Origin of the sequence: Oceanobacter antarcticus, from assembly GCF_044962685.1 — a bacterium.
Taxonomy (GTDB): domain Bacteria; phylum Pseudomonadota; class Gammaproteobacteria; order Pseudomonadales; family Oceanobacteraceae; genus Oceanobacter; species Oceanobacter antarcticus.
In genome coordinates, this window is record NZ_JBBKTX010000030.1 from 14,385 (window position 1) to 39,316 (window position 24,932).

The window sequence follows — 24,932 nt, forward strand, 5'->3', positions numbered from 1 at the left end:
ACAGGTCACTTTCGCTGTCCGTTCCTTGCTCAATTTCCAACTCAGTATTCGACGTGAATAGCGATCCATCACCGTCGGTATTTATCAGCAGCCTTATCCAACATGGATGCCAAGCCGTTTTACCAGCCGGAGCAAATTACTCCGGTCGACCTGAAGTACACGGGCAGCCGCCGACACGTTACCGCCCTGCTCTGTCAGTACCCGACCAATCAGCCGGGTTTGGTATTGTCGGGTCAGCTCAGTCAAGGAGCCGGATAATGCCTCTGCCCCACGATCAGGGTTATCTTCCTCTGGGCTTGGCGGTTGAACCTCGATATCTCCCAGCGCCAAGGTTCGGCTATCGATATACACCAGTGCTCGACCAGGTTCTTGTGCCCGGGATTGTTGTTGTGCCCGAAGCGCAGCACGCCCCAGAACGTGTTCCAACTCCCGGACATTGCCCGGCCATTGATAACGTAACAAGGTCTCGCGTGCATCCGCTGTCAACAGCAGCTTTTGAACATTCAGGCGGTGTTGCAGACGCTCCAGGAAGAACTCTGCCAACTCCAGCACATCCCGGTGACGCTCTCGCAGAGCGGGCACCCTAAGAGGAAAAACACTTAAGCGGTGATACAGGTCTTCCCGGAAACGGCCGGCAGCCACTTCGTGCTTTAGGTTGCGGTTAGTCGCAGCAACCATCCGCACATCGACCTTGTGTGTCTCATCACTGCCGACCCGCTGGATTTCACCTTCTTGCAGCACCCGGAGCAGCGTCGCTTGCAAGGTCATGGGCAATTCACCGATTTCATCAAGAAACAGTGTCCCGCCATCAGCCAATTCAAAGCGGCCGGCCCGTGCCTGACTGGCCCCGGTGAATGCGCCACGGGTGTGGCCGAACAGCTCGGCCTCCGCCAGGGTCTCTGGCAAGGCGGCGCAATTCAGGTAAATCAGAGGCTTGTCCGCTCGCGCCGATTGCATATGCAAGCGACGGGCAATCAACTCTTTGCCAACCCCGGTCTCGCCTTCAATCAATACCGTCATGGAAGTAGGTGCCACAACATCTACGTCACTGATCAGCCGCATGATTTCGGCACTGGTACCCACGACGCCGGTTGAAAGACGTTCCCGATTAAGTGCTTCGGTTACCTGTTGCCCACGGTTGATCTGCTGTCGCAGTGTTGCAATGCGTTCTGCTGCAGTAATCACCGCACGGGTCAGGGTAATTGCCAGCTCCTCGGCATGAGGAATCGTTTCATCAAACTGTCCCGGGCGAGAAGCATCCAGGGTAATGACGCCCCAGTTGCGCCCATCAATCTGAATCGACATCCCCATGCAGTCGTGCACGCGAGGGTCAATGCCGGGCAAGCGCATCAGGCCGTCATATGGGTCTGGGAGCAGCGAATCCGCAGGAAACCGGATCAGCCGTTGGTGCTCAAGGATTTGTTTCAGTCTGGGGTGATGATCCGGATGAAAATGTCTTCCCCGGGTTTCTTCGCGCAGCCCCAGAAAGGCAATGGGCCGCAACACTTCGCCCGAGAGCCGCAAGAGTGCGATGGCGTCACAGGGAATGGTGTGCCGGATAGCTTCCAATAAACGACGGTACCGAACATCAACTGGCAACTCACGGCTAAGGTCTTCGATGACTGAGATGTAATGTTTAAATGGCATGTTGTCAATATTACCTCGATGAGGTCATTTCAACCACACCCGCTTGATGTAAAAAAGACCCAATAAAAATTACTCCTTACATATCAATAAGTTATAAATGGCACAGTTATTGGAAAGAACCGGAGGAACATTAACTTTTACAGACAGCGCCCACCTGCCGGTGCACCAAGAGGACAACATCCGATGCTATCCCCCAGCCAAATCGACATCATCAAAGCAACCGCCCCGGTTGTCGGTGCTCATTCCCGAGAGATTACCGAATGCTTTTATCCTCTGATGTTCCGCCGTTACCCTGCGGTGGCAGATCTGTTTAACCAGACACACCAGCAAAAAGGCACCCAGCGTCAGGCACTCGCCAACGCCCTGGTAGCTTATGCCACCCATATCGACAAACTGGATGCCCTTGGCAGCGCTGTTGGACTGATCGCTCATAAACACTGCGCCTTGAATATTCTTCCGGAACATTACCCGATCGTTGGGGAGTGCCTGATGGAGGCTATTGGTGAAGTACTGGGCGACGCGGTAACACCGGATATTGCCGATGCCTGGGGAGCGGCCTATCAGCAACTGGCCGACTTGCTGATTCAGGTAGAAGAAGGGCTTTATTCCGACCATGCCCAGCGTCGGGGTGGCTGGCGCGGAGAGCGCCGTTTTGTGATTGAGCGTATCGAAAAAGAAAGCGCGGTTATTTCATCGTTTTACCTGATCCCGACAGAGGGTGAAGAGAATATCGATTTCACTCCTGGCCAGTACATAGCACTGATACTCGATATTGATGGCCAATCGCTGCGCCGCAACTACAGCCTCTCCGATGCTCCTGGTAAACGTAGCCTGCGGATTTCAGTAAAAAAAGAAGCCAATGGCACGGTATCCGGATACCTGCATAACAGAGCCAGGCCGGGTGACGAAGTCATGCTGACAGCACCAGCCGGTAATTTTGTCTTACCGCCAAAATCCGAACAGCCACTGGTATTGATAACAGGAGGGGTCGGGATAACACCCGCAATCAGTATGCTCAACAGCTGTGTGTCGGACGGTCGCCCGATTGTGTTTGTTCACGCGGCAATCGACAGCCAACACCACGCCTTTAAAGAGCATATCGAGACACTGGCCAGTCAGTATGCCAACTTGAAAAGCTTCGTTATTTACGAAAAACCGCTGCCAGGAGATGCACCAGATGCTACCGGTTTTCTGAATCAGGATATGCTGGCACGTGTGCTACCCGAAAACCGAGACGCCAATATCTACTTTCTTGGCCCCAAACCTTTCATGGTATGCGTTAACCAACTCTGTGATGCGCTGGCAATACCCGAAGACCGACGTCACCATGAATTCTTTGGCCCGGCAGAGGAGCTTGCCATAGCGGCAGCCTGACGCCCGACACTGATGCAGGAGCACTCATCACTATGACCAGCCCAGAGCCAATTTCCTCACCATCGAGACAACTGGAATGGGCATGGTTTGCCCTGGCATTTCGTCCTTTTTTTGGACTGGGAGCCATATTTGGCGTTATCTGTATTGGCCTATGGATGGCCAGCCTCAGCGGTGCACAATTAATTGCTCCTGCTGGCGGTCTGTACTTCTGGCACATGCATGAAATGCTGTTTGGATTTGTTGCTGCCATTGTGGTCGGCTTTTTGTTGACCGCAGTCAAAAGCTGGACCAATCAACCAGGGCTCAGCGGCTTACCACTGGGTTTGTTGGTTGGCGTCTGGTTCGTTGGCAGAGTGGTGATGCTGTTACCAACACTCTTGCCAGCCAACCTCATTGGTTTGATTGATTTTCTTTTTCTCCCCCTTGCCGCAGTGGCACTGGCCCGACCAGTTATACGGGTAAAAATGTGGCGCAACCTGATGTTTGCCCCCATTTTGCTACTGATGAGCGGTCTGAACGCCATGATGCACGCCGACCCATCCGGTAGTGGTATCATCAGCCAGCAAGCTGCCGCCCATGGCATGATTCTGCTGATTGTCCTGCTGATGTGTGTGATTGGTGGGAGAGTCTTCCCCATGTTCACGGCCAATGGCACGCAGACACCACGGGTGACACCCTTGCCGTGGCTAGAAAAAGCAACGATCCTGACAACGGCACTCTGTATTCCGGCTGGTATGGCGTTACTGCCAGCAACCGAAGCGATGACTGGCATTATTCTTATGACAGCCGGAGTATTAAACGTCTGGCGAGTATTCCGCTGGCGTTTTATTGTCGCCTTACAAACACCGATGCTGTGGTCACTGCACATCAGCTATTGGTTGATGTCCATTGGCCTGCTTTTGATCGGCCTGCACCAGACCACCGGGCTTCTCACCGCATCCATCAGCTACCATGTGATTACGCTTGGAGGCATCAGCCTGATGATACTGGCGATGGTGACACGAGTATCCCTTGGCCACACTGGCCGGAAGATTCAGGCTACGCCGGCCATAACCGGCGCCTTTCTGTTGATGGTTGCCGCCACTTTTGTACGTATTCTACCCGCGATATTACCCGGCCAGGCACTCTGGTTAGTTATTCTTGCAGGGCTGCTCTGGATGGCGGCGTTCAGCCTGTTTGTTATTGTCTTTTTCCCTATATTGTCACGCGCACGCCCCGACGGCACACCGGGTTAACAGGCCTGCCCCGCTACCCTGCATGCCGCAATCGGGTTCGCTCTTTTCAGGCCGTGGATACCAGCCCACCATTTCTATTCTATAGGTGAGTTCCCAGTCCACGGCAGAAGCTTCAACCTTGATCGACGGCATCGTCGCCAGACCAACAATATTGGCAAAAGACGCATCCGCCGCATCACGACCAATACCGATTCTCACCAGACCACTGACGGGTGCCATCCGGGTGGCATCAAACAGAAACCAGCGGTATTCCAGGTACACTTCAAAAAAGCTATGGAAATCCGGTGGTTCCAGCCCAACCGCATAACCCGATACATAACGGGCCGGAATCCCCAGGGCATTACATAAAGCAATACTGATGTGGAGTGGCCTGCTCCGTAGGCTATTCCACGACCATCACACCACCCGCCCGGGGAATCTCGATGCGGATGGTGTAACGCTTATCCGAGACCGATATGTTACGGAATTCAGAGGAAACCTCCGGTAGATTGACCGGCACAAATTCCGGCGTTGTTGTTGATGCTTTCGGTGCTCGCTGCGTTTCACTCACCCAGCGCCGAATCCCGTTGGCATTGAGGCCGTTACCCAGCGCGATTTGTGAAACCGAAACGCCAGGCGCCAGGTATTGGGCGACAATCCCCGCTTTGAATTCCCGGGAAACGGCGCCGCCGTTAGCAAGGGTTGGTTGCGCTGACGTTGGTCTTAACCACGGGAAGACAAACGGACACTATCCTGAGGCAGTAGCGCCTGACTCAAGATGGGATCACCGGACGCTTACAGAACTGCGCTCTTTTGGTTTAATTGGAAGGGGCGAAAAGCGTTTGCATTCCGCCCTTTAGCTTGGTCGCTAATTCAACCCCATCAGGCTTGTTGTTTCAGGTGTTGTTTGCCTAACATTAACTGCTTGGCAACGGTTGCGACCCGTTCGCCCAAGTGTGAGGCTGTTAATAAGTCTGCTTGAGGCGGGGCGACCTCAGGCCCTTCATCTGCATTTGATTGAGCGGCAGCCCCTGTGAAAAAGCCAAGGCGATTCAAGTCTTGTTCAGATCCACTGGTTGTATTATTTGCTGGTGGCAGCCCTAGATTAACCCAGTGCATACCATGTTGCGCCGCAAATACGCTCAGAGTTGATAAAGTTTGTGACTTATCTCCTGCACGTGAGGCCGAATTGGTAAAACCTGCGGCGATTTTGTCTTTCCATAAAAAACCCGCTGCAAACACGGTGTTTGATGTTTCGTCCATAAACGCTTTGAATTGCGCTGAAATACAGCCCATGTAGGTTGGTGACCCAAAAATTATTGCGTCGCTTTTGGTTAGGGCTTCCCATTTGTTGAAGCTGCCGTCAACCTCATACAGAAAAACCTCTGCTTCAGTTTTTCTTGCTCCGTTAGCAACAGCTTCCGCTTGTTTGGCAGTGTGTCCGTAGCCGCTATGGTAAACGATAGATACGATAGGATTGGTCATTGTTTTTTACTCCGATACTGTGTTGCCAACATAGCAACACTTTTAGTGAAAAATAGTTACAAATTTATAAATAGTCCGCCGTGGGTTTTACCGCGCTCGATCACGTTGGTGGCTATTTGTTCAAGCGAAACAGCGCTAAGTGTTTCTTCAAGTGCTGATTGCGCTTCATTTAATGTCACCGCTAATATCGGCAGAATGTTGCGCCCAACCATACATTTTTCGTTAGGCGATGAGCGGTGGGTAGAAAATAGAGTTTCTCTCTCGACTGCTTGGTAGATGTCTAGCAGGGTAATTAGGCTCGCTGGTTTGGCTAACAAAGCACCGCCACCTTTGCCTAGCCGTGCTTTGGTGATGCCCGCTGAATTAAGCATGCTTAAAATTCTGCGAATAACGGTTGCATGGGTATTTGTACTGTCTGCAATCATGTCTGACGGCACAGGCCTACCCTGTTGCAGCGCAATAGCAGTTAATACATGAACGGAAACAGCAAATCGAGTACTTGTAGACATGGAGTTCACCCTACCAAAGTGTGCTCATTGCTGCAACAGATACATTTTCGTTGATTTGCTGCCAGTAAATGCTGGCAACCGATGTTTTGGTTTGCGTGCGTTTTATCACGTCCTCCGAGTGTTGGTGACAGCCCCACTGTCGACACCAGAGAAAGCGGTGCCAAATTGCAGGTTCTGGTACTGATGCAGAGCATGCTGCTGATGGAGGTGTTCAGAAAACCACCGGATTTGCTGGGCAATATGGAGCCGTTAGGGCTGGGGTTTGGTTAACCGAACAGCAGTGACATTGTTTAGGAGGCGTTCTCAATGATTAGCCCGAGCCTGTTGAGAGCCGGCTGGTTTTAGAATAAGGCATGAGGAGTGTGGTTTAGCGAGCCGACTAACGCCGTGCTGAAAGCCACTGGCCTCAGACCGAAGGGTCAGGGTCAAATAATTGAGAACAGCCGGCTAGGTTCCAAAGCGATTCCCAAGCCTTCAAGCCGTTGAGACTGGGCCACCATTTTTATAAGTGAGTTCCCAATCCACCGCCGTGGCTTCCACCTTGATCGATTTCATCATCGCCAGACCAACAATATTGGCAAAAGACGCATCTGCCGCATCACGACCAATACCGATTCTCACCAGACCACTGACCGGTGCCATCCGGGTGGCATCAAACAGAAACCAGCGGTCTTCCAGGTACGCTTCAAAAAAGCCGTGAAAGTCCGGTGGTTCCAGCCCAACCGCATAACCCGATACATAACGGGCCGGAATCCCCAAGGCACGGCACAAGGCGATGCTGACATGAGCAAAATCCCGGCACACGCCAGCACGCTGGATCAGCACATCACACGCGCTGGAAGAACCATCGGTACTGTCGGCCACATAATCAAGATGATCATTGACCCAATTACAAATCGCATCTACCCGCAAATACCCGGGCTGTAACTGGCCAAATTCTTTCCAGGCCAAACGCCCAAGCCGATCAGACTCGCAGTATCGACTCGGATTCAAAAAAGACAGTACAGAAGTAGGCAATTTATTATGCTCCACTTCATTCAAATAGCGGTTCTGCTCGATATCGGGAGACAACTCGACGGTGGCATTGTAATTAATGGTTAATTCACACGGCTCAGCATCGATACGTACACCGCGAGAACCAAAGTTGTTCAGCTGAAACCACTCTCTGTTCATGGAGGGGGAGATAAAGAGATTTTCCTCCACTGTTTTTTGATGGTCGGTAATCGCTGCCGCTATATTAAAAACAAAGCTCGACGGCGAATTAACCGTGTAAACAAGTTCAGACGCTATTTTTACAAAATGCATAATCCGTATCCTGTCATGTTGAGTAACCCACATAGGCCGTCAACCTTCCCGGCCCACCTCGCTCAGTGCATTCACCCTAAACTAACCGTTTTACCGCCCAAGACTACCGATCTAGCGCTTGCCTCGTCCACGTCGGCGATCCGGAGCGCTACGCTTGCGATCTCCAGCACTGTCAGAGGCATCAAAAACACGACCCAACGGCGTCTGACCAGAGCCAGGAATTTTTTTCTGTTTGGGTTTTTTCGGTTTTTTCACCACCAATCCGCCCAATCGGGTTTCCGGCACCTTGTGTGATGGCTCAAATTCAGGCCAACCACGACGTTCAATCAACTGCCCGGTCAAATTCTCGATCTCTGCCAGCGCTTGTACCTCATCCGCGCTGACCAGCGAAATCGCCTGCCCCAGACTGCCCGCCCGCCCGGTACGACCGACCCGGTGCACGTAGTCTTCCGCATTGATCGGCAGATCCATATTGATGACTCCCGGCAACAGTGGAATATCCAGCCCCCGCGCTGCCACATCCGTTGCCACCAACACCCGAACCTCGCCATCGCGGAAGCGTTGCAGGGCCGATTGTCTGCCCGCCTGGGGTTTATCGCCATGAATGGCATCGGCTGGTATCGAACGGCTGTTCAACTCGCGCGCCAGATCATCCACTCCCTGGCGGGTTTTGCCGAAGATCAATACCGACGCCCAGGACACCTGACAATCCGGCAACCCCTCTCCTTGTAACAGCCGCAGTAACAGCTCGGATTTACGTTTTTTGTCGACCGGGATCAGCCAATGCTGAACTGTCGCCGCCGCCTGATTACTTGCCCCCGCATCGATAGACAGGGGATCACGGGCAACATGGGAAATCATGGTACGGATACGGTCAGAAAAGGTCGCCGAAAACAACAGCGTCTGACGCTTGCGCGGCAAGGCGCACAACAAGTCGTCCAATTCATCAGTAAAGCCCAGATCAAGCATCCGGTCGGCTTCATCCAACACCAGCGCGGATAGCTGATCAAACACCACGGCATTCTGGCGGTACAAATCCAGCAACCGCCCCGGCGTAGCAATCAGAATATCCATTCCCTTGCGTAACGCCATCATCTGCGGGTTGATACTGACACCGCCATACACCGCATACGACCGCAATGGCAAACCTTCGCGGTAATGCAATACGCTGGTTGCCACCTGCTCGGCCAGCTCACGAGTCGGCACCACAATCAACACCCGCACCCGATTGCTGCCTACCGTTACACCCTGACGAGACGCTACCATCAACTGTTGCAGCAAGGGCAAAACAAAGGCAGCGGTCTTGCCGCTGCCGGTCGATGCCGCCACGGTCAAATCACGACCGGCCAGCGCCGCCGGAATCGCCTGTTGCTGCACCGTCGTTGGCTGCTGATAGCCACGCTGTTGCAACATTAAACACAGCGCGTTATCCAGCCCCAGCGAAGCAAAATCCGCTACCAACGACCCGGCAGTATTGCCCGGTCGGGAAGAATCCATCATCAAATACAACTCCCGGCACCCGGTGCCGTTAACAGCAGAAAAACGCGCAATGGCTGCCAGTATAAGGGCCGCATCTAAAAATGTAGCAAATGGTAGCAAATGATTGTTACCCCACTCCCCCATGCCAACAGCCCAAGACACTGAATTATGACAGCTCTGTAAAATTTACCTCCGTATAAATCGCACCAACAACAGGCTTTTAACCGTTTCCTCGCATCAGACAGGATCAAAAACGCCCAAAAAACCGGTATAGTATCGCCCTTTATTCAAAACCCTCCTTTCTTGCAGGACATCAACGTGATCTCCACCGCCAATATCACCATGCAGTTCGGTGCAAAACCGCTGTTTGAAAATATTTCCGTCAAATTTGGTGACGGCAACCGCTACGGCCTGATCGGCGCCAACGGTTGCGGCAAGTCGACCTTTATGAAAATCCTCGACGGCTCGCTGGAACCCAGCGCTGGTAACGTCTCCGTCACACCCAACGAACGCCTGGGCAAACTGAACCAGGATCAGTTCGCTTACGAAGCCTTCACCGTGCTCGACACCGTGATGATGGGCAATAAGGAAATGTGGGCCATCAAGGACGAGCGTGACGGTATTTACGCCAACCTTGAAGCCACCGAAGACGACTACATGCGCGCCGCCGAACTGGAAGGCGAATTCGCCGAACTGGACGGCTACATGGCCGAAGCCCGAGCTGGCGAACTGCTGTTGGGGGCCGGCATAGACACCGCCCTGCACACAGGCCCGATGAGCGAAGTAGCACCCGGCCTCAAACTGCGGGTATTGCTGGCCCAGGCACTGTTTTCCAACCCAGACATCCTGCTGCTCGACGAACCGACCAACAACCTCGACATCCACACCATTCGCTGGCTCGAAGGCATTCTGAACGACATGAAGTGTACGATGATCATCATCTCGCACGATCGTCACTTCCTGAACTCTGTTTGTACCCACATGGCGGACATCGACTACGGTCGCATCCAGATTTATCCGGGCACCTACGACGATTTCATGATTGCATCCACTGCAGTCCGTGAACGTATGCAATCGGAAAACGCCAAGAAAAAAGCCCAGATCGCCGAACTGCAGCAATTTGTATCGCGCTTTTCTGCCAACGCCTCCAAAGCCAAGCAGGCCACCTCTCGCGCCAAGCAGATCGACAAGATCAAGCTCGACGACATCAAACCATCCAGCCGTCAGAGTCCGTTTATCCGCTTTACCCAGGAAAAGAAACTGCACCGTCAGGCGCTGATCATCGAAAACCTGGGCCACACTTATGCTGGCGAACAACCCCTGTTCAGCAAAACCGACTTCATGATTGAAGCGGGCGAAAAAATTGCCGTTATTGGTGCCAACGGGGTCGGTAAAACCACCTTCCTCAAGTGCCTGGTCAACGACATCACCCCCACCAACGGTGAAGTACGCTGGTCAGAAAATGCCAGCGTTGGTTACTACGCCCAGGATCACGAATACGAATTCGAAAGCAACGAAAACCTGTTTGACTGGATGGAACACTGGAAATCCACCGAACACGACGACCAGGCAGTACGTGGTACCCTGGGTCGATTGCTGTTCAACCAAGACGACATCAAAAAATCCGTCAAAGTCTGCTCCGGTGGAGAAAAGGGCCGTCTGCTGCTCGGCAAACTGATGCTGCACAACCACAACGTGCTGGTGATGGACGAACCCACCAACCACATGGACATGGAATCCATCGAAGCGCTGAACATGGCACTGGACATGTTTGAAGGCACGCTGATCTTCGTATCCCACGACCGTGAGTTTGTTTCGTCGCTGGCGACCCGGATTCTCGAAGTACGCGACAACAAGATTGTCGACTTCCACGGCAACTACGACGAATACCTCAAGTCTCAGGGTCTGCAATAAACCACGAACCCTGAACAGGCGTCAGGTAAATACCTGACGCCTGTTATCTTTATCTGCACTCTGTCGTCATTCCGGCTTGATCCGGAATCGATGCATCCTCCTTTCGGACTCCACCAAACCACCCTGTTTTTAGAAGAGACGCCCTCCGTGGCTGTCCGATACGACGGCGCATATTGCACAACGGTCTATATTGTACAACGGCGCATATCGCACAACGGCCACGGACGGAGCCGGGCCCTACGTCATTCAAAATCCCAACGGATTGGTACAATACGGAAATGCAACACCACCGAAGGGACGCCCTCCGTGGCTGTCCGAAACGACGGTGCATATCACCAACGGTGCATATTGCACAACGGTCTATATTGCACAACGGCCACGGACGGAGCCGGGCCCTACGTCATTCACAATCCCAACGGATTGGTACAATACGGAAATGCAACACCACCGAAGGGACGCCCTCCGTGGCTGTCCGAAACGACGGTGCATATTGCACAACGGCGCATATCGCACAACGGCCACGGACGGAGCCGGGCCCTACGTCATTCATCATTCTGAATTTGATTCAGAACCTCTACTCCCTCTTTCTGACCCGGTAAAAAATCAGTACTGTTCATGGCTGCTGCTGTTATTTTCAGGATACCCGTATGGCTGCCCCCGCTTCATTTGATTTCGACGCCATCATTCCTCGTCACCAGACGGGGTCGTTCAAGTGGGATTCTAATCCGGGTGCCGATGTGCTGCCGATGTGGGTCGCGGATATGGATTTCAGCGCGGCACCTGCTGTATTGGATGCGCTGGCACGCCGGGTAGAGCACGGGGTATTTGGCTATACGCTGATTCGCGATGGCTATTATCTGGCGCTGTCTGGCTGGTTTGAGCGTCGTTATGACTTTGTTATTCAACGTGACCAGGTGCTGACAACAACCGGGGTCGTACCGGCGATTTCAGCCATCTTGCGGGCGCTTACCACGCCGGGGGATGGCGTGATTGTACAAACACCGGTGTATCACTGTTTTTTCTCATCGATTCGGAATCAGGGCTGCAACGTGGTGGAAAATCCGTTGCGGCTGATCAATGGCCGTTATCAAATGGATTTTACCCATCTGGAACAGCAAGCAGCGGATTCACGTAACAAGCTGTTGCTGTTATGCCATCCGCACAATCCTTCCGGGCGGGTGTGGACAGCTGAGGAGTTACGTCGTTTGGGAGACATCTGTGCGCGCCATCAGGTAGTGGTGGTGAGCGATGAGATTCATTGTGACTTGTTATTTCCTGGCGAGTCTCATCAGCCGTTCGCCACCCTTGGGCCGGAGTATCAGGCCAATGCCATCACGCTGAACTCTCCCAGCAAGAGTTTTAATCTGGCCGGATTACAGATCGCCAATATCATTGTCGCGGATCAGGGTATTAAGGCGCTCATCCAGCAAGCGCTGCATATCCACGATGTTGCTCAGGTGAATCCGTTTGGGGTAGAGGGTCTGATTGCAGCCTATAACGAAGGCGGCCCCTGGCTGGATGCGTTACTGGATTATCTGTACGGCAACTATCAGCTGATACAGTCGTTTCTGCACAGCCGCTTGCCTCAGTTGACATTGTATCCGCAACAATCCACTTATCTTGCCTGGATCAATACCACCGCCACCGGGCTGTCATCCGATGAGTTGGCGCACCGTCTGTTGACGGACGGCAAGCTGCGTATCAGCAGCGGCAACGGGTTTTTGCCGGGTTCTGAAACCGCCGCTGCGTTTATTCGCCTGAACTTTGCCTGCCCCAGGGTTTTGCTGCAGGACGGCCTTGAGCGTTTGTATCGGGTAATTAACGGATAGCCAGTGTAATACGTTCTTTCGACGGCACCTTCTGCCGCTGGTGGCAGACAGTCGTTTTTCCGCGACTAACAGCGTATAGTCGCGCCTCTCAGATTGGGCCCCTGCGCCCCAGCATGCAGACATCATCAAGAGGATCCAGCAGTCATGCCAAAAGCGAGTGAGATCAAGAAGAACGCCGCCGTTGAGTACAACGGTCGAGTGTATTTTATTAAAGACATTGAGCGCTCTGTGCCTCAGGGTCGTGCCGGTGGCAGCCTTTACCGCATGCGGATGTACGATGTGGTTAGCGGCCAAAAAATGGATGAAACCTTCAAAGATTCAGACATGCTGCCGTTTGCCGATCTGACGCGCCGCCCGGCGATGTTTTCTTACGTCGATGGTAACGCCTGGGTCTTTATGGATAACGAAGACTACACGCCCTACCATCTGGATCAGGAAGTGATTGAAGAAGAAATTCTCTTCGTCAATGATCAAACCCAGGATTTGCAGGTACTGGTCGTTGATGGTCAGCCCGTCGGGCTGATTCTGCCCTCTATTGTTGAACTGGAAATCGAGGATACCGAGCCATCGATCAAAGGGAACTCGGCAACGGCGCGTACCAAGCCAGCACGGTTGACTACCGGTCTGACGGTGCAGGTACCTGAGCATATTTCCACGGGCGATGTGATTCGTATTAATGTGGAAGAGCGTCGCTTCCTTGGCCGTGCCGGTAAGTAACGACGTGTCAATCTATCCAGCTGGCTGGCTATCTGGCAGCTGGCTGGAATGTAATGCGGGCCACAGCGTAGCCCGTATGTATGGGTTCCGGTATTGATTTTGGCTTTGGTGCCAGTATCGATTTTACCGCAACGTCAGTTTTTGTTGTCGTCATCCGTATCAAATTCACCCCAGTCATCGTTGTCGTCCAGCTCGCCAATGTTTTCATCGGCTTGGGCAGCGGTTAGTGGGTCAATATCGGTATCGCCAGCCAGCGATACCGGATTGTCCTTATCTGACAAAATATCGTCCTCACCCACAATCTGTTCCTCGCCTTCCGACATAAAGGCTTCGAAATCATCCATATTCTTGATGTTTTCCGCCTCTGCCGCATCGTCGTCATCCAAAGAGCTTGATGCTCCCTCTGGCTTTGCCGCCACCACAGCAGATTTTTTCCGACGCAAGAACCACCACGTCAGGCCACCCATCAGCAAGCATCCAACAACACCCGCAACAATCGCTAGCCAGAGCCCGCTGGACGAAGGCTTATTATTGTCATCCGTAGTGGAAGTTTCTTTCGATTCGGCCTTGGCTGTTGCAGGCATCTCAACCGGCGGTTTGGCGACCGGTGTTGCGACTTCAGCTCTGGCTTGCAGCGGTTCTGGCTCGGCATTCAGCTTTTCTTCTGGCACTGGAGCCGGTGCGGCTGGAGCAACCGGTACTTGCGTTATTGGCTGATCCACCAGAGGAGCGTTTACCGGGGCTGGTGCTTGACCCAGAGGATAACGCACCTGAAGGATTTCCGGCTGGCTGCGGAAGGTTTTGCCCCCCGTTGTGACACCACGAATATTTAATTCGTACTGATAGATACCTGAACCTTCGGTGGCCATCGCGGGTAATTCCCAGCTCTGACGTTCGGAGTTAAATGACATCGATGTGATTTTGGAACTGCCATCCGGGTTAACGCTACGCACTAATACCCGGCTAAGTCCGGTATCAACCAGTTCGGACGTAGCTGCTACCTTGATGGTCAACACTTGCCCGGCAGTATCTTCGTTACGACTCACCACAAATGGCTCGGCCAGACTGGCGCTCATCACCCGTTTGCGAGAGAAGGTTCGGCCCTGTGCCTGAATTTCAAAGCGGTATTCACCAGGTGCTCGGAAGCGTTCCAGAGTTTCCCGAAAAATGCCGTCGTCAGGGAGGGATTCCGGATCAGAAATCAGTTTGCTGCCGGAGCGGCCATCCGGCGTGGTAACGGTCAGGGTAAAATCGGTTAGCCCTAACAAGGCACCAGCCGTCACCATATTGCCTTCGTTATTCAGCGCAATGGCGATATCCAGCGGGTCACCACTAAAAATAGTGGCGTCGATACCCTCCACTTGCAACGTCAGGTCAGAGAGAATTTGCACCCGGTTTTCGGGATCAAGATCCGCTTCAACCTGCCATTCGCCAGATTCAGGCGCAGTGAGTGTCATCAGGTCAAAATTGACATCCCGGTGCCAGCGCAATTCAGCGGTGCGGGTGTTGGCATCGTATACCTTGCCAGACGGTGATATCAGCCGGGTCGTTTGACCACCCGGCTTACGGAAGATCAGGGCGGTAAATTCTTTCACGCTGGCATCAATGGAAAAACGATTGTCGTTCAGCGGCACTTGTTCTGCCGGAGCCGAACGTTCAAATGCCCGCAAGAAGTGGCGCGTCAGATCATCGGCATTCTGTGGTTGTAAAAACAGCCCGTCAGTTTCCAGCGCTATTTGCTGCAGCAGCGCCTTGTCGGCGGCATCCGACAAAGCCAGGGTATGAATACGCACACCGGCCTGTTTGAACTTTGGCAGTACCTGTTGCAGCAAGCGCTGCCGGGAAGCCACATTAGCCGCCGCATCCGGGCCGCCACGGGTAACATCAATCATGCCATCGGTGAGCAGAATAACGCTTTGTTGGTAGCCGTTGTCGGTGGCTATTTTCCAGCTCGCCTTGTCGAGTGCTTCAGTGAGATTGGTGCGCTGCCCTGCCGAGTTAATCTGCTGGCTGGCGGCTCTGGCCCGAAGACGCCAATCATCATTGACCGCTGCCAGCGGCACCAGCATGTTGACGTAACGTCCAAAAGTCCAGACTCCGGCCTGGGCACCGTTCGGCAGTAACTCCACGACAAGATTCAGCGCCGGAATACGCAAATTATTCGGGTCGGTCTGCTTCATGCTGCCGGAGATATCGATAATGACCCGGACATCAACCCGATCAGCATCCGCTGCGGCGGCCAACGCCAGTGTCGGCAACCATGCCAGCAGCACAACCAGGGCACAGATTGCCGAACGGAACAGCCATCGAATATCAAACCACGGTAGTAAACGACACATATCGAGGCTCCCGAGCAAAATCAGAGATTAGCTGCCGACATTCGACGCCCTTGCTCCGTGCTGTACCAGCCAGGCGATGAGGGCATGTCACACCCGGATCCTGTTGATCATCGTATTGGTGCATATCATCCAGCATAGAGTCTTGCCCGGTTTCCTTGCCTGTCTACAAGAGGAAAGCAAGCCGGATGCGGTAGCAACGGCTTACACAAAGATTGCTTTATTCATCAGCACTCTATGTAAACCTAGCAAAGATCTTTGTTTAGGCCAGCAACAGAAAGAAAAACAAAGTGAATAACCGCCGTTGCGTCACCATCACACAACGGCAGCTGGAGGAGATTTGCCGGGAAGCCAAAGCAGCAGGGCTTATTACTCGTGGGCGTAGTTTACATCGGGAGGTTGGGTCGACAGCGGACGCTGCAAACGGACGATCCAACGCACCAGAGCGTAAAGGATGCCAAGCAACAGCCCCACCAGCCACCAGGTCAGGGCATTTTGAGTGATGACAGGTTCATCACTTAGCGCTGAAAAAGCGGCCACCATAAAGGCTGGCGCATAATAGTCAGAACCTGGGCTGATCGGGGCTGGCGACAGCAGTAATACCGGGCCAAGCATTACCAGCATATCGCGCAGGACACTCGACGATGTCATCAAGCAGAACATGGCGCGCCAGCACCAGCAGCCCAGCAGTGCAAATCCAAGGTATATTGCCCAAGCCTGCACCGGGTTATAGAGGTTATCCATGCGTCATGCTTTCCAGATTATGTGATCTTCCCAATCGTCTTCCGGTACCTGATCATCAGGCACCCCCTTCCCCGCAATCGAAATCCCGGCCTTGTGCACCGAGTTCGAGTCACCGCTGATCAGCGGATGCCAGTCGAACAGTGGCTTGCCCTCGGCCAGCAAACGATAGGCACAGGTATCCGGTAGCCAGAAAAACTGGCTCGCCTGCTCCGGTGTTAACCAGACACAGGCTGGCACTTTTTCCTGACGCTGCTGATAGACGGTACAGCGGCAATCTGTGGTATCCATATAGCGACAGTGAATATCGGTATAGTAAACCTCGCCCGTGTCTTCATCTTCCAGCTTTTGCAGGCAGCAACGAGCGCAGCCATCGCAAAGTGATTCCCACTCGGCCTTGCTCATGTCATCCAGGCGTTTGTATTGCCAGAAAGCGCCCTGGCTCATTCGGTGTCCAGTTTGCAGAACAGATCAAGCTTGTCGGTCTCTTTCGGTGGTGGCATCTGCAAGCAAAACCCTTGGGTTGCTATTTGTTCAAGGATGCGCTCACCGGAGAACCGGGCAAGTTGTTTTTCCGGTGTGATGATCATGGTCATCGCCAGTTCAGGTTTGCCGAATTGTTCCAGCAAGACTTCCGGCACTTTTTTCAGGCCGTCCTTGCGAGAGACATACAGGTAGGTTTCATCTTTTTTGCGGCTTTTAAATACGTCGCAAAGTACTTTGTTCATGTTCAGTTCCTGCGGTAGGTCGAGCCATGTGGCTCAGTGACGGTCGTCCACCTTGGTCATCATATCCAGCAAGGTGTCGCCAATCTGGGATTTACGCCAACCCTGAAGTACATCCGGTAAGACATAGGTGCCGCTGTTCCAGCCGGAACGAATCAGCGCGTCCAGGGCTTTTTTCCGGGTCAGGATTTCTGGCGGTATCTCCAGCACGGCTGCACGACTGGCAACGGCATCCCGAGTGAGTTTCAGCCACTGTCCGGCTTCGGGTGTCAACGGTCGGTCGAGCGCCACTGGCCAGAGAGCGTTATCGTCCGCCATCGCCTGGCTCACGATTTCCAGCAGCACTTGAGCATCTTTACGAACCATCTCGGGTCGCAAACCGGCTTTCACTAGCTGATCCCGATTTTTGGGTTTGTAGCGTGCGATATTCCAGAGGCTGTTGTCATCCACCACCTTGCTACGAGGCACATCACGCTCACGCGCTTGCAACTCGCGCCAGCCCACCAGTTCTTGCAGCAGGTGCTGCTCCTGCGGGCGCAGCTTCCAGGCCAGTTTGACCCGTCGATAATAATCTTTGGGCACTTCTTGCTGGCTCTGCTCTTCAATCGTGCGCTGGCAGTCTTCTTCCAGCCAGCTCATGCGATCCATGCTGACCAGCTTTGCCACCAGCATGGGGTAAATCTGGCGCAGAAAATACACATCGGCAACCGCATAGCGAATCTGGTCTTGGCTCAACGGTCGCGCCAGCCAGTTCGAGCGGGTTTCTTCCTTGTCGATATCAATATCCAGCAAGGCAGCAATCAGTCGCTGGAAGCCCATCGATCCGCCCAACCCGGCCATTGAGGCCGCAAGCTGGCTGTCTGCCAGTGGACTGGGTAACACTCCGGTCAGCTGCCGGCAAACTTCCAGGTCTTCAGCACAGGCATGAAAGACCTTGGTCACAGCAACAGCCTGAAACACCTGCGCCAGTGGCTGCCATTCGGTCACACTGAGCGGATCAATCAGGTAGCAATGCTGACTGTCTGCCACCTGCAATAGCCCGACTTGCGGGTAAAATGTCGAGGTGCGGACGAATTCGGTGTCGAGTGCCAGAAAGCCCTCATTCATCCAGCCCTGACAGGCTTCCGCCAGCTGCTGGTTGGTCGTAAGCCAGATTGGCTCGGGCACTTGAGGGCTGGTCAACACATCTCTCCCTGGTTCAGCTGCGGCACACCGGCCCGGCAAATCTGAACACTAGTCGGTCGCAGCCACATCGGAATCACTTTCCGGTTGCTGCAAAAAAGGCACACCGGCCCGTTGGGCCAGGGTTTGCACATAGAATCCGGTCGTACGCCCTTCAACAGACGTATCCAGACAAATCACCAGCCGCGACGGCTGTCGCTGCGGGTCGCATAAACGTTGATACAGGGCGCCCAGTCCCAGTTGCTCAGGGCCGATACCATCCACCGGGGAGAGCAAGCCATGCAGCACAAAACATTGTGCGGCGGGATCAATATCCGTCAGTTGTTCAGGCTGTGCCAGTACCCATAACTCGGTATCCGCTTCCGCCTGCCCTGAACACTGGCCACACTCACCACTCACGCTATAACAGCGACACACCGGGCACAGCGACACCTGACGGCGCACTGCCACTAGCGCCGCTTCAATATCAGCGGCCAGGGTCGGTTGCAGTGCCAGTTTGCGCGCCATACGTCCGGCGGCCTTTGGCCCAATTCCTGGCAACTGATCCAGACGCTGGGCCAACGCCACCAAGGGCGCAGGAATAACACCGCGTACTGCCATCAGAATGGCAGTTTCATACCCGGTGGCAAGCCCATGCCTGCCGTCATTTTCGACATGTGTTCCTGACTGGCGCTCTCGATCTTGCGTACCGCGTCGTTCACCGCAGCGGCCAGCAAGTCTTCCAGCATGTCTTTGTCTTCTGTCATCAAGGAATCGTCAATCGCGACCCGCTTGACGTCGTGACGACCATTCATAATGACTTTTACCAGCCCAGCGCCCGATTCGCCGGTCACTTCGGCCTCTGCCAGCTGGGCCTGCATTTTTTGCATATCTTCCTGCATTTTCTGGGCTTGTTTCATCAAGTTGCCCATGCCGCCTTTGATCATGTCGATCTCCTCGGATGGCGGGCCTTTTGCCCGCACGGGTTATATTATTCGCCCAGTGGTCGAATCGTGTCTTCGACCACTGTCGCATTAAAAGCTGTCAGTATATTGCGGACATGATCATCCGTCTCGATTGACTGCAAGGCAATATAGCCTGCTTCTGCCGCCATACGCTGACGTCGTTGTTCCGGTGTTTCTCCGGCCGGGCTACGTAATACCATTTCAATTCTGGCCGTCGGAACCAGCGTTTGTAACGCCTGTTCGACCCGCTGCTGTTGACCTGGATTAAACAGCGCACCTTGTTGTGGATCAACATCGAAGCAATACAGCGAATCGCGTACTTCCACCAGCGCGCTATTACGAGCGATGGACAAGGGTAGCCCGGCCAGCGGCAGGTGTTCCAGCCACATCCACCAGGTATGAGGAGCCAGTGGCGGTAAATGTTCCGGGTTGACGATGGCGCGTTGAACCGTTTTGACCGCTTTGGGTGCCGTAGTGGCCTGCGGTGCTGGCTCAAACGTCATGGTGTTATCGGCAGGTGCATCCATCAGACGGCTGAGATTGCCACCGGCGATGGCAGCGCGATCAGCAACAGGTACTGAGGGTTGAACAACAACCTGCTGTTCGGGAGCATCAGGAAGCGACACCCTTGGCGGTAGTGGTGGCGGTAACGTGCTGGGTGTTTCTTCATCCAGCCAGGGAGGCGGCTCGTGGGCCGGATCTGAAGTTGTCACGACTGTGGGCGCGGCGCTGCCTGGGCCTGTCTCATGAACCACATCATCTGCACTCAGAGCGGATACCGGCAAAACACCCGTATCCGGAAAACTTGTTGGAGCCGTTTGGGTTGTTGGGGTTGCTTGAGCTGTTGCTGGCAGATCCTGCCACTCAGACTCGACGGGGACTATTTCAGCAGGTTCAGCAGGCAAAACGTCAGTCGGTACAACAACCTCACCGCCGACAGCGTCGGGTTGCTGAGTGGCGACAACGCTATCCTGCTCAGGAGAAGGAAGGCCCGTCAGTGACTTTTTTTTTTGCCCGCCATCCGGGTCAGCCTGAGCCGCCGGGCTGGTGAGCGCGGAATCCAGATCCAGATTCGCCAGCGCTGCTGGTAACTGTTCCGGCATCGGCCGAAACGCCAACATCCGCAGCAGCAGCATTTCAAATCCCTGGCGCGGATCAGGCGCCAGCGCCAGATCCTTGCGGCCACTGAGGGCGATTTGATAATACAACTGCAAGTCTTCGCCATTCATGGCAACCGCCAACGCCAGCACGGCATCGCGATCACCCTGAGAATTTTCAATCGCATCCGGCACAATCTGGGCCAGTGCCGCCCGGTGCCAGATCGTCAGCAGGCCCTGGACAACTTCATCAAAATCGGGGCCGTGCTCGGCCATTTCCGCTACTTCGGTTAACACTTCACGAGCATTGGCCCTGGCCATCACCTCTGCCATTTTAAACAGGCGCCCCCGATCCATGGTGCCCAGCATGCTGGTCACTTGGGTTTCCAGCACCGTCCCTTCACCAAACGCAATGGCCTGGTCAGTCAGACTGAGGGCGTCACGCATGCTGCCCTGGGCAGCGCGCCCCAATTGCCACAGCGCCGGGGTTTCATAGCGGATGTCTTCTGCTTGCAACACGGTTTCCAAATAGCCAACAATGCTTTCCGGAGTCATGTTTTTCAGACTGAACTGCAGACAACGGGACAAGACCGTGACGGGTAATTTTTGTGGATCGGTGGTGGCAAGCAGGAATTTGACGTGCGCCGGTGGCTCTTCCAGCGTTTTTAACAGCGCATTAAAACTGTGCGTGGAAAGCATGTGTACTTCGTCAATCAGATAAACCTTGAAGCGTCCACGAGTCGGAGCGTACTGGACGTTATCAAGCAGCTCGCGGGTATCTTCGACCTTGGTACGGGATGCGGCATCGACTTCGATCAAATCAACAAAGCGGCCTTCGGCGATTTCCCGACAAGAAGAACATTCGCCACATGGCCGGGCACTGATGCCCTGTTCGCAATTCAGACATTTGGCAAGAATACGGGCAATGGTGGTTTTACCCACACCCCGGGTGCCGGTAAACAGGTACGCGTGATGCAGCCGCTGCTCATTCAGCGCATTGATCAGCGCTTTGAGTACGTGCTCCTGGCCGACCATTTCGTCAAAGAACCTGGGCCGCCACTTACGTGCAAGTACCTGATAACTCATGGAACGCTGACTCGGCTAAAACAAGGAAGGCGCATGATAACGACTGGCGGGCAGGATGTCAGTGTTATTGGAGATGACTCCTGCCAGCCACACCCCGGCACACGAGTCGACTACTACCGTTGCTCCCTTCCGGGCCTGGCGGGGTTCGTAGCTTATCGTTGCGAGGGGACCAGCAGGAGCCACCATAACAGCCTGACTTTCGACAGGAGGGCAAATCCTACAGATAACTTTTTGGGATATCAAGGAATTAACCTAAAGAAAGGACTTAACTTAAAGAAAATATATCCGAACAGGTATATCAATCAGAGGTGCAGCCAATGTTTCAGGGCCAGGTTAATGATGTCTGCCCGGCTCAGCCCCAGATCATCACAAGCCAGATCCAGATAATCAATGACATCCGCTTCGACCTTCACTTCCAGCCGCTGCAAACCGCGCTCCTTGTCACGCTGACGCTGAAAGCGCTTGTTAAACCGGCTCTGCACTCGACGATCATAAGGGTTGCTCTTTGGCCGCCCACGGCGGGGAGACGAGAACATATCGATGGTGGTGCGATCTTCGGGTTGAATGGACATAGCAGATCCGGCTGAAAAACGGCGGCATTATGCCGCCTTGACGATGAATTGCAACGCCATAGCGAACGATTCCCCCTTCTCTGCTCGCCATGACAGCAACAGAACTTGCCAAGGGCCTCGCATCTCAATACTGTTGACTGCTTTCTTTGCTGAACACGTTACCGATGTCCGATACCTTAGCTACCCGTTTATCCTCCGACCAGCTGACACAAGCAGTGAATACCGAACTGCTGGATTTTATCTCCACTGAAGAGCTGGAACCCTTCCATGGCGTCCTCGGCCAGGAACGCGCCGTCAACGCCATTCAGTTTGGTGTGGCCATGCAGCGTCCCGGCTACAACATTTTTGTAATGGGTGATACCGGTACCGGCCGCTCATCCTATGTCCGGGACTACCTCAAAAGCGAAGCCAAACGCCAGGCTACGCCTTCGGTATGGTGCTACGTCAACAATTTCAGCAACCCCAGAGAACCGGGGGTGGTTGAGTTACAACCAGCGGAAGCCAATCAGCTACGCGATGATGTCCGTCAGCTGATTGACCAGTTGCTGGCCACGTTTCCGGCCGTACTGGAACACCCGTCTTACCAGCAGAAAAAAGCCGCTATCGATTATCAGTTCAACCGCAAATACGACAAGGCGATTGAACTGGTCGAAAAAGACGCTCACAAACAAGGGATTGCGGTTTACCGCGATGCCAATGCCATCAGCTTCACCCCGATACGCGATGGTAAAGCCCTGGATGAATCCGAATTTGCCCAGCTGAATGAAGAGGAACGCGAGCTGTTCCATGAAACCATTGCCACCCTCGAACAAATGCTGGGTGACCAGTTAGCCGAATTACCGCAATGGAAACGTGAAACCAGCGATCTGCTGCGGGAACTGAACCAGCAGACCATCAGCGACGCCATCAAACCCTTACTGACCCCGATTCGTGAACGCTTTGGTCACCATGAACGGGTCTCCGCCCATCTGAACGAACTGGAAGAACACCTGCCACGGCTGGTACTGGAAGAACTGGTGGACGAACGTCTGCTGGAACTGCGGGAAGAATACGTCAAACGCAACCGCCTGGAAGAGTCGTTGCTGCCCAATGTGGTGACACACCATTCCGCCGATAGCGGCGCTCCGGTGGTTTACGAACCCCACCCCAGCTATGGCAATCTATTTGGTCGTATTGAATACACCAGCGACCAGGGTGCCCTGGTAACCAACTACCAGCGTATTTGTCAGGGTGCCTTACACAAGGCTAATGGCGGCTACCTGATTCTGGATGCCGACAAGGTACTGACCGAACCACTGGTCTGGGATGCCCTGAAACGGGCGATACAGTCCAAACAGCTGAAAATGGAATCGCCCTACTCCGACATGGGGCTGTTTAACACCACCAGTTTGTTGCCGGACACCATCCCCCTGTCGATCAAACTGGTGCTGATCGGCTCACGTCAGGTGTACTACCTGCTGCAACAATACGATGAAGATTTTAACCGTCTGTTCCGAGCAGTGGTGGATTTTGACAACGACCTGCCCCTCAACGACGACACCCTGTACGCTTACTCCCGGCTATTAAAAAGCCGGGTTGAAGAGCAGGGATACGCTCATCTGAGCCGGGATGCCGTTGCTCGCATGGTACGCTTCAGTGCCCGTCTTGCCGAACAACAAGACTCTCTCAGCGCCCACATTGGTGAACAGTTTGACCTGCTGGCCGAAGCCGACTTTATTCGCAAGTTGGCCCAGGATCCGGAAATCACCCCGATTCATATCGACCGTGCACTGCTTGCCAAACAGCAACGCACCGGACGAGTCTACGACAAACTGTTTGAACAGATGCTGGATGGCACTGTGCTGTTGGAAACCAGTGGCCGAGCGGTCGGTAAAATCAACGGTCTGACCGTTATGTCACTTGGAGATACCAGCTTTGGCTCCCCTGCCCGTATTACCGCCACGGTTTATCCCGGTTCCAAGGGCGTGGTCGATATCGAACGGGAAGTCAGCCTTGGCCAGGCGATTCACTCCAAGGGTGTGATGATTCTCAGTGGTTTTTTAGGCAATCGCTACGCGCAAAAATTTCCGCTGGCCATTTCCGCCCACCTGGCGATGGAACAATCCTATGGCTATATCGACGGCGATAGCGCCTCACTGGCTGAGCTGGTGTGTCTGATTTCCGCTCTGATCAATAGCCCGATTGAACACAGCTTTGCCATGACCGGTTCTATCAACCAGCATGGCGAAGTGCAGGCCATTGGCGGTGTGAATGAAAAAATTGAAGGCTTTTTCCGGCTGTGTGCAGCACGCGGATTGACCGGAGAGCAAGGCGTCATTATTCCGGCATCCAATCGCCGCAACCTGATTTTGCATGATGATGTTGTACAGGCTGCTACCGATGGCCAGTTCCACATTCACTGTGTTACCCATGTCGATCAGGCGCTTGCAATCCTGCTGCGCAGAGAAGCGGGCCAAGTCAACGAAGAGGGTGAGTTTCCAGCTGGCAGCGTCAATGGCGACATCATCGAACGGCTAAAAGCCATTTCGAGCATGGCTGACCAAGACAACAAAAAATAACGGGCGCGGCCCTCCCTGGAGGGTCGGTATTTGGCAAAACAATATGCCATGAAATATCACGAGCTGGGCGGGCAGCAGAAGTTGCACTGTCTGCACAGCACGATGGCAGTGCAAGCCAGCGGCCCGTACTGCCGTCGTGCCAGCAGTGCCACAACGGATAAAACCTAGCAGACTGTCAATTTTCTATCGCCGTCGCCACTGCGGTGTTAACAACAGGC

General features: G+C 53.9%; 21 protein-coding genes, 1 other RNA gene and 1 pseudogene. 6 read left to right on the forward strand and 17 right to left on the reverse strand.

Going from position 1 to position 24,932, the window contains the following annotated elements; translation table 11 throughout:
* Positions 1–93 precede the first annotated feature (93 nt).
* Positions 94–1,647, reverse strand: a complete 1,554-nt coding sequence (norR, locus tag WG929_RS18600; protein WP_416207271.1) for a nitric oxide reductase transcriptional regulator NorR — start codon at positions 1,645–1,647, stop codon at positions 94–96.
* Positions 1,648–1,830: 183 nt separating this feature from the next.
* Between norR and hmpA the strand changes: the two genes are divergently transcribed.
* Positions 1,831–3,021 (forward strand): NO-inducible flavohemoprotein, encoded by a 1,191-nt coding sequence (gene hmpA / locus WG929_RS18605; protein WP_416207272.1) that lies wholly within the window; start codon positions 1,831–1,833, stop codon positions 3,019–3,021.
* A gap of 32 nt (positions 3,022–3,053) precedes the next feature.
* On the forward strand, positions 3,054–4,256 hold the full coding sequence (locus WG929_RS18610; protein ID WP_416207273.1) for an NnrS family protein: 1,203 nt from the start codon (positions 3,054–3,056) through the stop codon (positions 4,254–4,256).
* Here the strand turns inward: WG929_RS18610 and WG929_RS18615 are convergent.
* The 6 genes and pseudogenes from WG929_RS18615 to WG929_RS18640 all read right to left on the reverse strand — a co-directional run bounded on the left by WG929_RS18615 (position 4,224) and on the right by WG929_RS18640 (position 9,034).
* Positions 4,224–4,616 carry a transglutaminase-like domain-containing protein gene (locus WG929_RS18615; RefSeq protein WP_416207298.1) on the reverse strand — a complete coding sequence of 131 codons (393 nt, stop codon included), beginning with the start codon at positions 4,614–4,616 and terminating at the stop codon, positions 4,224–4,226. The two genes, WG929_RS18610 and WG929_RS18615, sit on opposite strands and share 33 nt — an antisense overlap.
* A 22-nt stretch (positions 4,617–4,638) precedes the next feature.
* A pseudogene (locus WG929_RS18620) lies at positions 4,639–4,902 on the reverse strand (transposase); the annotation flags it as partial.
* A 215-nt stretch (positions 4,903–5,117) separates the two neighbouring features.
* Positions 5,118–5,720, reverse strand: coding sequence for a flavodoxin family protein (locus WG929_RS18625; protein ID WP_416207274.1), 603 nt, complete (start codon positions 5,718–5,720; stop codon positions 5,118–5,120).
* 56 nt (positions 5,721–5,776) lie between these two features.
* Positions 5,777–6,229, reverse strand: a complete 453-nt coding sequence (locus tag WG929_RS18630) for an Rrf2 family transcriptional regulator (protein ID WP_416207275.1) — start codon at positions 6,227–6,229, stop codon at positions 5,777–5,779.
* A gap of 474 nt (positions 6,230–6,703) precedes the next feature.
* Positions 6,704–7,534: a transglutaminase-like domain-containing protein gene (locus WG929_RS18635; RefSeq protein WP_416207276.1), complete on the reverse strand. Its 831-nt coding sequence runs from the start codon at positions 7,532–7,534 to the stop codon at positions 6,704–6,706.
* A gap of 111 nt (positions 7,535–7,645) precedes the next feature.
* Positions 7,646–9,034: a DEAD/DEAH box helicase gene (locus WG929_RS18640; protein WP_416207277.1), complete on the reverse strand. Its 1,389-nt coding sequence runs from the start codon at positions 9,032–9,034 to the stop codon at positions 7,646–7,648.
* Between the two features lie 297 nt (positions 9,035–9,331).
* Here WG929_RS18640 and WG929_RS18645 point away from each other — a divergent pair, with 297 nt between their 5' ends.
* The 3 genes from WG929_RS18645 to efpL all read left to right on the forward strand — a co-directional run bounded on the left by WG929_RS18645 (position 9,332) and on the right by efpL (position 13,473).
* A complete protein-coding gene (locus tag WG929_RS18645) occupies positions 9,332–10,927 on the forward strand; it encodes an ABC-F family ATPase (RefSeq protein ID WP_369854701.1) in 1,596 nt (531 codons plus the stop codon).
* 647 nt (positions 10,928–11,574) lie between these two features.
* The gene (locus WG929_RS18650; RefSeq protein WP_416207278.1) at positions 11,575–12,756 is read left to right on the forward strand and encodes a MalY/PatB family protein; all 1,182 of its coding nucleotides are present in this window, start codon (positions 11,575–11,577) and stop codon (positions 12,754–12,756) included.
* A gap of 144 nt (positions 12,757–12,900) precedes the next feature.
* Positions 12,901–13,473: an elongation factor P-like protein EfpL gene (gene efpL, locus WG929_RS18655; protein ID WP_416207279.1), complete on the forward strand. Its 573-nt coding sequence runs from the start codon at positions 12,901–12,903 to the stop codon at positions 13,471–13,473.
* Positions 13,474–13,607: 134 nt separating this feature from the next.
* Here efpL and WG929_RS18660 read toward each other — a convergent pair whose 3' ends face one another.
* From WG929_RS18660 to ybfE, 10 genes are all read right to left on the reverse strand, one after another.
* Complete coding sequence (locus tag WG929_RS18660; protein ID WP_416207280.1) at positions 13,608–15,812, reverse strand: VWA domain-containing protein; 2,205 nt, start codon at positions 15,810–15,812, stop codon at positions 13,608–13,610.
* A 366-nt stretch (positions 15,813–16,178) separates the two neighbouring features.
* On the reverse strand, positions 16,179–16,553 hold the full coding sequence (locus WG929_RS18665) for a hypothetical protein (RefSeq protein ID WP_369854705.1): 375 nt from the start codon (positions 16,551–16,553) through the stop codon (positions 16,179–16,181).
* 3 nt (positions 16,554–16,556) lie between these two features.
* Complete coding sequence (locus WG929_RS18670; RefSeq protein WP_416207281.1) at positions 16,557–16,997, reverse strand: YcgN family cysteine cluster protein; 441 nt, start codon at positions 16,995–16,997, stop codon at positions 16,557–16,559.
* On the reverse strand, positions 16,994–17,278 hold the full coding sequence (locus tag WG929_RS18675; protein WP_416207282.1) for a YcgL domain-containing protein: 285 nt from the start codon (positions 17,276–17,278) through the stop codon (positions 16,994–16,996). The genes WG929_RS18670 and WG929_RS18675 overlap by 4 nt, the downstream gene beginning before the upstream one ends.
* 33 nt (positions 17,279–17,311) lie before the next feature.
* Positions 17,312–18,457 carry a ribonuclease D gene (rnd, locus tag WG929_RS18680; RefSeq protein WP_416207283.1) on the reverse strand — a complete coding sequence of 382 codons (1,146 nt, stop codon included), beginning with the start codon at positions 18,455–18,457 and terminating at the stop codon, positions 17,312–17,314.
* Positions 18,458–18,508: 51 nt separating this feature from the next.
* Positions 18,509–19,057, reverse strand: a complete 549-nt coding sequence (locus WG929_RS18685) for a toprim domain-containing protein (RefSeq protein WP_416207284.1) — start codon at positions 19,055–19,057, stop codon at positions 18,509–18,511.
* Positions 19,057–19,383, reverse strand: coding sequence for a YbaB/EbfC family nucleoid-associated protein (locus tag WG929_RS18690; RefSeq protein ID WP_369854710.1), 327 nt, complete (start codon positions 19,381–19,383; stop codon positions 19,057–19,059). The genes WG929_RS18685 and WG929_RS18690 overlap by 1 nt, the downstream gene beginning before the upstream one ends.
* A gap of 44 nt (positions 19,384–19,427) precedes the next feature.
* Positions 19,428–21,584: a DNA polymerase III subunit gamma/tau gene (gene dnaX, locus WG929_RS18695; protein ID WP_416207285.1), complete on the reverse strand. Its 2,157-nt coding sequence runs from the start codon at positions 21,582–21,584 to the stop codon at positions 19,428–19,430.
* Between the two features lie 78 nt (positions 21,585–21,662).
* An RNA gene (ffs, locus tag WG929_RS18700) (signal recognition particle sRNA small type) lies at positions 21,663–21,759 on the reverse strand.
* A gap of 127 nt (positions 21,760–21,886) precedes the next feature.
* Complete coding sequence (ybfE, locus tag WG929_RS18705; RefSeq protein WP_369854712.1) at positions 21,887–22,156, reverse strand: LexA regulated protein; 270 nt, start codon at positions 22,154–22,156, stop codon at positions 21,887–21,889.
* A gap of 164 nt (positions 22,157–22,320) precedes the next feature.
* Between ybfE and WG929_RS18710 the strand changes: the two genes are divergently transcribed.
* Positions 22,321–24,714 carry a Lon protease family protein gene (locus WG929_RS18710; RefSeq protein ID WP_416207286.1) on the forward strand — a complete coding sequence of 798 codons (2,394 nt, stop codon included), beginning with the start codon at positions 22,321–22,323 and terminating at the stop codon, positions 24,712–24,714.
* Positions 24,715–24,932: the final 218 nt, after the last annotated feature.

Excerpts from the sequence above, each read along its gene's own strand:
- WG929_RS18635 (WP_416207276.1), bottom strand. The coding sequence starts at position 7,534 with ATGCATTTTGTAAAAATAGCGTCTGAACTTGTTTACACGGTTAATTCG.
- WG929_RS18690 (WP_369854710.1), bottom strand. The coding sequence starts at position 19,383 with ATGATCAAAGGCGGCATGGGCAACTTGATGAAACAAGCCCAGAAAATG.
- WG929_RS18630 (WP_416207275.1), bottom strand. The coding sequence starts at position 6,229 with ATGTCTACAAGTACTCGATTTGCTGTTTCCGTTCATGTATTAACTGCT.
- WG929_RS18625 (WP_416207274.1), bottom strand. The coding sequence starts at position 5,720 with ATGACCAATCCTATCGTATCTATCGTTTACCATAGCGGCTACGGACAC.
- ybfE (WP_369854712.1), bottom strand. The coding sequence starts at position 22,156 with ATGTCCATTCAACCCGAAGATCGCACCACCATCGATATGTTCTCGTCT.
- dnaX (WP_416207285.1), bottom strand. The coding sequence starts at position 21,584 with ATGAGTTATCAGGTACTTGCACGTAAGTGGCGGCCCAGGTTCTTTGAC.
- WG929_RS18675 (WP_416207282.1), bottom strand. The coding sequence starts at position 17,278 with ATGAACAAAGTACTTTGCGACGTATTTAAAAGCCGCAAAAAAGATGAA.
- WG929_RS18670 (WP_416207281.1), bottom strand. The coding sequence starts at position 16,997 with ATGAGCCAGGGCGCTTTCTGGCAATACAAACGCCTGGATGACATGAGC.
- norR (WP_416207271.1), bottom strand. The coding sequence starts at position 1,647 with ATGCCATTTAAACATTACATCTCAGTCATCGAAGACCTTAGCCGTGAG.
- hmpA (WP_416207272.1), top strand. The coding sequence starts at position 1,831 with ATGCTATCCCCCAGCCAAATCGACATCATCAAAGCAACCGCCCCGGTT.
- WG929_RS18610 (WP_416207273.1), top strand. The coding sequence starts at position 3,054 with ATGACCAGCCCAGAGCCAATTTCCTCACCATCGAGACAACTGGAATGG.
- WG929_RS18685 (WP_416207284.1), bottom strand. The coding sequence starts at position 19,057 with ATGGCAGTACGCGGTGTTATTCCTGCGCCCTTGGTGGCGTTGGCCCAG.
- WG929_RS18710 (WP_416207286.1), top strand. The coding sequence starts at position 22,321 with ATGTCCGATACCTTAGCTACCCGTTTATCCTCCGACCAGCTGACACAA.
- WG929_RS18665 (WP_369854705.1), bottom strand. The coding sequence starts at position 16,553 with ATGGATAACCTCTATAACCCGGTGCAGGCTTGGGCAATATACCTTGGA.
- WG929_RS18660 (WP_416207280.1), bottom strand. The coding sequence starts at position 15,812 with ATGTGTCGTTTACTACCGTGGTTTGATATTCGATGGCTGTTCCGTTCG.
- WG929_RS18650 (WP_416207278.1), top strand. The coding sequence starts at position 11,575 with ATGGCTGCCCCCGCTTCATTTGATTTCGACGCCATCATTCCTCGTCAC.
- WG929_RS18640 (WP_416207277.1), bottom strand. The coding sequence starts at position 9,034 with ATGATGGATTCTTCCCGACCGGGCAATACTGCCGGGTCGTTGGTAGCG.
- efpL (WP_416207279.1), top strand. The coding sequence starts at position 12,901 with ATGCCAAAAGCGAGTGAGATCAAGAAGAACGCCGCCGTTGAGTACAAC.